We start from the raw sequence: 8,144 nt of genomic DNA, 5'->3' as shown, positions 1-8,144 counted from the left end.
ACTGATGATAAGGCCCATTCTGTCTACGAAAACCCCGGGACGTTTGTACGCGCGATTTCTATCTATTTATTAATTTGGAGGAATTTGATGAAAAAATTATTCGCTTTCATCTCCCTTTTCCTGTTGCTCGGCATCGGCAGTGCCTTTGCTGACGTAACTGTGAAAAAACTTGCCGACGGCAACGTAGAGGTTACCTTCTTCTACGGAAACCCTCGCGCTACGGAAGTTCTCCTTGCAGGAGACTTCAACAACTGGCAGAACGGTGCCGAAGCAATGACAAAGACCGACAAGGGCTTTACTATTACAAAGACTTTCAAGGCAACGGACGAACTTCGCTACAAGTTCATTTCGGACGGAAACTGGACTACCGACCTTAAGGCTCCTGATTTCGTTGACGACGGTTTCGGCGGAAAGAACAGCCACGTAGTCATCGCTGACATGATTGGTGGAGACGACGATGCCGGTACTGCTAAGGCTAAGATCAACTTCATTTCATGGTCTATGTTCGGAGTACAGGCAAACTATAAGACGCAGGGCGCTGTTGACAAGAAGGAAAAAGGTCTTGACCTAGACTCCGTAACAATCGGGGCTAAGTCTTACAACAAATTTGCAGGAAATTTCCTTCCTAACTGCCCGGTTTACATTGAAATCGCTCTGGCAGAAACAGAAATGGAAGATTATGCAGGAAATACAAGTGAAAAGCTGAACTATCTGTACCGCAAAGATGCTTATGACAATGAAACTGTTGAATGGTCAGACGGCCTTAAGAATCTTGTAAACGGAATCTTCGGAAATCCTATTGCATATCTTGCAGGAACAACGAACAATCAGGATAACGCAGGTTCATGGGGATCACTTCCTGGACCGGGATCAAATCCGTTCCTCGGACACCTTAAGTTCGGATTCAACACACCGTACATCAATTTCCTTACAGGCTTCAACTATGCAAAGCCGGATGTGCGCCAGGCAATCACATGGAAAACAATCGACGGAAACTGGGATGCAGGTTATCAGCACGTAGGCGGATTCAACGTATTCAGCCTCGGTTCAAAATCAGTTGCTGCTCTTGAAGAAGCTACGGGTCTTACATTCGACATCGGTTTTGCTCCTAACAGAACGGCTGACCGCAAAGGTACAAAATACGGTTACTGGGGATGGGCAGGCGTAAAGAAGGATGACCTTGTAATCGACTTCCAGACAAACGGTATGTACGGAAACGATTACCTGTTCTATGATCCGGTTGAGCATGATTTCATTCTTGGTGCAAAGGATACTTTTGCTGCAGGCGACGGAAAACTTAACGTTGCAGTTCAGGGCTTGATTGCTACACATCAGAAATCATCACAGGACATCAAAGACGACGGTGCTTCAAACACAACAGATTACTTCGGATATTCAACTGACGTATTCTACCGCTCAGGCGACTTTGACGGAATCAAGAACATTGCTGCAAACGTACAGGTCGGCTACAAGGCTGACCTGTTCGGTGCAAACGTAGAATACCGCTTCCGCGGTGCACAGGCATCTATGCTGTATCTTCGCGAAAACCACGATGACGGCACATTCGACCTGTCAGAAACTCTCGGTAACGTAAATACACAGCGCATTGCATTCAACGGTTTCGTAAATCCTATTGAAGCACTTTCTATCAACCTTGGCGTTGAAGCAGAAATGGCTCTTGAGAAGATTGATTGTGATGATGACTATTCCATTGGCTATTTGAATAACGTTGAGAGCTGGTACGCTAAACGCTGTTCTGATTATGTAGATCCGCACCTTGGAATTGACAGCGGTGCAGAATTTACATTCAACCCGGCAGTTTCATACAAGATTACTGACTCTATGTCTGTAAGCGTTGCAGCAACATTGAACTACAATGCATTTACATATACAAAAGGCTGGGAAAAGTATCAGAGCGAAATCAATAAGAAAGAACTTGAAAGCGATGACATTGCAAAATACGGTGCTTCAGACTCACGCTTCCGCTTTAAGAAAGCCGGACTTACGTTCAATATGACTCCGGACAGCGACATCGTTAAGGGCGTAAACGTTTACTACGGTCTTGATATGTCTAACGAAGTACGTTACTTCAACACATTGGTTGGACAGGTTATGTTCCCAGGCGACGTAACTGCAAACCTTGCATTCGGTCTTAAGACAGAAAATACAGCTTCTGCTGACGAATCATTTGATTCAGACGTAAACAATCCGTTTGCATTTGCAGTAGGTGTTTCAAAGAGATTCAAGGCTATGAAAAAGCCTACTCTTTACGCTCAGTTCGTATACAACATGGATCCGTTCAAGCACTTCGGCGACGGACAGGATCAGCTGAACATGAACGGTGCAAACGTAAACGGTTCTTGGGCTAAAGAAACGGAAAACGGAAGCATCGACCCAGTTGACTGGTACGATGGTCGTGCAGCACTTCGCTGTGGTATCCGCTGGGATATCTAATCTGATAATAATGAAAGCGAAATGAAATAAAGGTGGCAATCTTTTTATGCCACCATTTCAGTAGCTTAAGATTCGTTGAATCGATACCTAATTTAGGAGATTACAAATGAAAAAGATAGTTTCATTTTTTGCAGCGTCTGCACTCGCTCTCGGCTTAATTGGCTGTTCTGGTGACTTGCATGACGATGCATTAGCACCAGTAGATATGACTGGGTACTTTATCGCAGGTTCTATGCAGAATCCACAATGGAAAGAAACTGATAATTCAATTTCTTTTACAAAAGTGGACGGTTCTGAATATACATATGAAGCAACATTTACTGCTGATGCTGATACAATTAATTTTGCCTTCCTTCCAACAAAAGATACTTGGGCTGGTCAGATTGGCGGAGACAAAATGAAAGGCAACGAATTACCTAGCAATGTAACTTTTGAAGATACTGACAATGGTAATGGTGGAAGAAATGGTACAATTAAAGGTTTGACGGCTCAGTCACTATATAAAATGACAGTAGAGACTAGCACAGGTACTTTTAAGATTTCTCTTAAAGAAGCTAAAGAACCAAAATATTTCGAACTTGACGGATATTTTATTCGTTCTTTTGGTTATAATTGGAACGCAGAGGGAGCTTACCTCTTATGGAATCCTGTAAAAGATCCAGTTACTGGTGATGTAACATACAAAGTTCAGTTCACAGCAACTGCAGAAACACAGGAGCTTGCTCTTGCTCGTCCGAAGTGGGAAGATGGTCGTTATGAATGTGCAACAGCAACATCATTTGCAGTTGGTGCTGATCCTATAACACTTGAAAAAGGAAAGGAAAAACATCCAAAAGTTACTGGTCTTATTGTAAATCGCCCTTATAACGTTGTTGTAAAAACAACTACTGATGGAACAGTAACAATGTCTGTTGAACAGATTAAGTACATTGATGTAGTTGGATTCAAAGTAATCAATGCTGATGCTTATGAAGGAAAAACAATTTACTTCCTTGAAGGTTGGGTTCCTGAAAATGAATGGAATGATAAATCTCCAAATAAAGCAGTTGTTACATCAGGTATTGCAGAAAAAACAATTGCTTCAACACGTTTGACAGTTGATTCTATTCCTCTTCAGATGACAGCTCCAGTAGCAGGTGGTGGTTTCTGGGATGTTAAAGTTGGTGGTGGTACTAAGAATGTAGAAAATGCAAAAGATTTCAAAGTATACATTCTTCAGTACGATTGTGAAAAGGATGAACTTTCTCTTGTAAAATCTAACTAATCAAATTAGTTATTAAAAAAAAACGGATTGAGCCATTCCGGCTCAGTCCGTTTTTTTTAATTAGACCATTGAACACTGTGTTTTACGAAACTTAGTGTTGAGAGGTTTAATTAAAAGTTACTCATTTAAGGAGGAAATATATGGGGAAGATATTAAAAGGGTCTGCAATTTTTGCAGGACTTTTAGCTCTTGGATTGTCTTTACTTGGATGTTCTGGAGATGTAGGTAGTTCCGGTCCTGATGTAGAACCAGGAACAATAGGAGCTGTTGATCCTGCACTAATTGAGGCCTCAGAACTTGCAAAAACAGTAGATCCATCAAATAGTAAAGTACTTCTTTTTTATAGTCGTCCAGACACTTCTTATAGCGATTGGGGTGTATGGCTTTGGACAGGAACTGGTGACGGAGAACCTGGTTATAATGCTACAAAAGGCAAGGTAATCAAAAATGGATCCTTAGGTTACTGGGATATTACAGATTGTTCTTCATCATTAACAGACATACAAAATTCTATTTCCGAAAATGATAAACTTGGAATTATCATTCGTAATGCATCATGGCAAAAAGATCCAGGAATTGACCAAATTCTTGATTTGTCTGTTAATAAACATTTTCTTGTGATCAGTGGTGATTCAACTGTTTATGAAGTTACAGATTCTATTACTCCAACAATATCCGGTGCAGTAGCGACATCATCAACTGCTATTAAAGTTAATTTGAGCGTTTCTTATGGGCTTGATATTTCCACAGGTAATAGTGGCTTTGTGGTTGTAGATTCAGATGGAACTGAAGTTGTTATTTCTGATTCTATAAATTATGAAAATCAGACTGATAGAAATAGAAATAATGCACGTATCGTTCTTCTTAGGACCGCAACTCCACTTGATACAGGTAAAACATATTTTGTTAAGAATGAAAAGTTTAACCCTGCTGGTGGTTGCTCTGTTGTGATGATGGGAGCAGTAAAAGAGTCAGCTACTTATAATGGTGATGATCTTGGTCTTACACTTGATGGACAAAAAGCGATTTTTAAGACATGGGCTCCTATGGCTTCTAGTGTAAATGTTCTTTTGTACAGTAACGTAGAAGATATAGGAAATTTTGGAGAAGATGCTATTATGGCGAAAGCGGTTGGAGAAACAACTTCTCCATCTCTTAAAGGTTCTCCTGATAAAATTTTGTCAGCAACAAAGAATCCTGAAACAAATGTTTGGACTGCAGAAATAAATGATATATCATCATATCACTTCTATAAATATGAGATCACTAATGCAGGTGAAAAATATTATGTATCAGACATCTGGGGAAAATCTTGTACAGCAGATGCAATTGCATCTGGGATTGTAGATATCAATTCTGCTCCAGAAGCAATTCCTACATCTATTAGTCATTCTGATTATGGATCACCATCAGGATATTACAATCCGTTTAATGGATCAAAAAATAGTGACGCTGTTGTTTATGAAATGCATATTACAGATTGGTCTTATGCTGAAGATGCTAATACTAAAAATGTAGGTAAATATGAAACTATTTCTAACGGAACAAAGGTAATTAATCATATTAAATCCATGGGTGTTACTCATGTTCAGATTTTGCCTGTTTTTGAATTTGCAGAAACAAACGATAATACAGATTATAACTGGGGTTATAACCCTTATCACTACAATGTTCCAGAAGGAAGATATGCGACATCCGGCTATACAGATGCAACAACTCCTGTAAAAGAACTTCGTAAACTGATCGGAGAATTCCATGACAACGGAATAGCCGTTATTATGGATGTTGTTTATAACCATACTAGCGGAACTGGAAAAGGTTCATTGTATGATTCAACTGTTCCATATTATTTCTATCGTCTGGATGCAAGTGGAGCATATTCAAATGGATCGGGATGTGGAAATGAAGTAGATTCGGAAGCTCCAATGGTAAAAAAATATATCATTGATAGTCTGAAACACTGGATGTTGGATTATCACGTAAATGGTTTCCGTTTTGACTTGATGGGTGTTCTTTCAAAAGAAACTATGAAAGAAATTTATGATGAACTTTATAAGATTGACCCTAAAGTTATGGTTTATGGAGAGCCTTGGACAGGTGGTACAGCCCTTGTTGTAAATGGTGCAAATCAGGCTGTAAATTCAAATCCTTATGGTGCTGGTGCATTTGATGATGATTTCCGAGATGCTGTTAAGGGTGCTGAATTCGGCGGCTTCCAGATGGGACAGGTTCAAGGCACATTCAAGGATAATGAAATTATCGCTGGATTAACTGGAAAAACTGGTAAAAATAAACGTAATGAAACAGGAAAACCTAGTCTTGCAATGCATTATGTTGAATGTCACGATAACTATACTTTGTTTGATAAACTTGCTATTTCATATTGGATGAAGAAGAATAACAAGACAACAGTTACTTCGGGAGACCTGTTTACAAAAATTGGTACAGATGGTGTTGCTGAAGTCGCAAAGCAGGATACACTTTCTGCTGCATATATATTCTTAAGCCAGGGAACAGCGTTTATTAATGGTGGACAGGAATTCCTCAGATCAAAACGTGGTGACGAAAATAGTTATAAGTCTCCTATTGGAAAGAATGGTATTGATCTTAATTTTGCAAATACATATTCTGATGTATGTAATACATATAAAGGATTGATTGCACTTCGCCAGACTAATCTAAACGCTTTTGGTTCGGGAAATTCAGCAACAGCAACAACAGTTTCAACAGGCGTAACAAAATATACTACGGGTGATTTCTGTGTATATTTCAATGCTACAGATAAATCTGTGGAAATTGAATCAACTGGTTACACAAAAGTAATTGATCTTACTTCTGGAACTCCTACTGAATCAACTACATTACCTGAAAGCGTTCCTGCAAAATCTTTTGTTATTTTGAAGAAATAAATATCAAAATAACATAATAAAATAGAAGATTTTTTACTTCTTCCAAAGGACTGATTTCTTTACACAAAGGAACCAGTCCTTTTTTGCAAGAACTCTAATAGAAAAATATAACAGAATTTAAATGTATGTAGTTAAAAACCTAATAAAATGGAATCAATGTATAATCTTAAATTTTCTATACAATCATTTGCACTTATTAAAAATTGAGATTTTTTCATTGATTAGTTAATTCCACAATGTCTTAAAAAAATATTTCCATGGGAGTATTTCTATTCCATCAACAAGGCGAGGATAATCTTCGCGACAAACTACAATGTAACGCTTAAAAATATTTTCTTCACGCAGAGTTTGCAATCCTTTTAAGTGTTTTTCATTTACAGAATCAGTTGATTTTACTTCTATTGCAAGTTCATCATCAACACAAAAATCAACTTCATTTCCTGTTGTTGTTCGCCAAAAAGTAAGCGAACTTCGTGGCCTTTTATAATCTATCCAGGCTTTTAATTCCATGCAAACTAGTTGTTCAAAATAGTCTCCAAATTCTTTATTACCTTCTTGTGGGACTTGAATATTTTGCAATGTTCGTGCAACACCTATGTCAAAAAGATAAAACTTAGATGTTGCAACTGCTTTTCTTTTTGTTCCTGACTTATATGGTTCAATCATAAATCCAAGAAGAGTATCTTCAAGAATTTTATACCATTGCTTTACAGTTTGAACAGGAACTTGAGAATCTGCTGCTATATTAGCAAAATTTAGAAGTTGCCCGTTAGTGAGTGCAGCTGTCTTTAAAAATCTACTAAAAGAACCTAAATTTCTTGCTGTACCTTCAGCTGCTATTTCTTCCGTAAGATAAGTACCAACATAAGATGAAAGATCTTCTTCTATATCATTAGAAAAAAACATAGAAGGCAAAAGACCATGTTCAAAAATATAAGAAAGATTATAATTTGAACTTTCTCCAACTTCGGAATAAGTAAAAGGATGTAGATGTCGCTCCCATGCTCTGCCACCAAGTAAATTTGTTCCCAATGTACGCAATTTTCTAGCAGAAGAACCTGTAAGCATGAAACGGATATTTCTTTCTTGTATAAGAAGATGACATTCATTGAGTAATTCAGGGCAAAGCTGTATTTCATCTATAAAAATTGCACAGTCATGAAGATTGAGAAATTCAACTTGTTCAGTTAAATAACTTGGATTCCTCTGAACTTCTAAACGTAATTTTCCTTTAAGTAAATTCCACGAAAGAGCAAAAGTTTCAGATAATTCTGTGTTAATTAGTGTTGATTTACCTGTTTGACGAGGTCCGAATAAAAATACAGATTTCTTTGTAATCAAATTTGCTAAATCAAGACAACGCTTAATATTTTCAGACATAACTATCACCCCTCCTAAAAGTAAAAATTTTGGAAAAATTTTTCATTGCTCTTTGTGGATATTATAAGAGATTGTTTAAATAAAAACAATTGTTTAGTTGATTTTTAATTAAATTCAACTAAAGAGTAGTTGTTTTT

4 protein-coding genes are annotated in these 8,144 nt (G+C 37.8%); 3 read left to right on the top strand and 1 reads right to left on the bottom strand.

Features of this window, described 5'->3' with window-relative positions; all coding sequences use genetic code 11:
* Window positions 1-87 precede the first annotated feature (87 nt).
* The 3 genes from B5D55_RS11235 to B5D55_RS11225 all read left to right on the top strand — a co-directional run bounded on the left by B5D55_RS11235 (window position 88) and on the right by B5D55_RS11225 (window position 6,627).
* On the top strand, window positions 88-2,454 hold the full coding sequence (locus B5D55_RS11235) for an early set domain-containing protein (RefSeq protein WP_078934104.1): 2,367 nt from the start codon (window positions 88-90) through the stop codon (window positions 2,452-2,454).
* A gap of 106 nt (window positions 2,455-2,560) precedes the next feature.
* Window positions 2,561-3,718, top strand: coding sequence for a hypothetical protein (locus B5D55_RS11230; RefSeq protein ID WP_078934103.1), 1,158 nt, complete (start codon window positions 2,561-2,563; stop codon window positions 3,716-3,718).
* A 140-nt stretch (window positions 3,719-3,858) separates the two neighbouring features.
* Window positions 3,859-6,627, top strand: coding sequence for an alpha-amylase family glycosyl hydrolase (locus tag B5D55_RS11225; protein WP_078934102.1), 2,769 nt, complete (start codon window positions 3,859-3,861; stop codon window positions 6,625-6,627).
* 225 nt (window positions 6,628-6,852) lie between these two features.
* Here the strand turns inward: B5D55_RS11225 and B5D55_RS11220 are convergent, their stop codons facing one another.
* On the bottom strand, window positions 6,853-8,007 hold the full coding sequence (locus B5D55_RS11220; protein WP_078934101.1) for an ATP-binding protein: 1,155 nt from the start codon (window positions 8,005-8,007) through the stop codon (window positions 6,853-6,855).
* Window positions 8,008-8,144 lie beyond the last annotated feature (137 nt).

The sequence above is a fragment of the Treponema porcinum genome (genome assembly GCF_900167145.1).
GTDB classification, from domain to species: Bacteria; Spirochaetota; Spirochaetia; order Treponematales; family Treponemataceae; genus Treponema_D; species Treponema_D porcinum.
This window is presented reverse-complemented; position numbering and strand designations above follow the sequence as displayed.

Excerpts from the sequence above, each read along its gene's own strand:
- B5D55_RS11235 (WP_078934104.1), top strand. The coding sequence starts at position 88 with ATGAAAAAATTATTCGCTTTCATCTCCCTTTTCCTGTTGCTCGGCATC.
- B5D55_RS11230 (WP_078934103.1), top strand. The coding sequence starts at position 2,561 with ATGAAAAAGATAGTTTCATTTTTTGCAGCGTCTGCACTCGCTCTCGGC.
- B5D55_RS11225 (WP_078934102.1), top strand. The coding sequence starts at position 3,859 with ATGGGGAAGATATTAAAAGGGTCTGCAATTTTTGCAGGACTTTTAGCT.
- B5D55_RS11220 (WP_078934101.1), bottom strand. The coding sequence starts at position 8,007 with ATGTCTGAAAATATTAAGCGTTGTCTTGATTTAGCAAATTTGATTACA.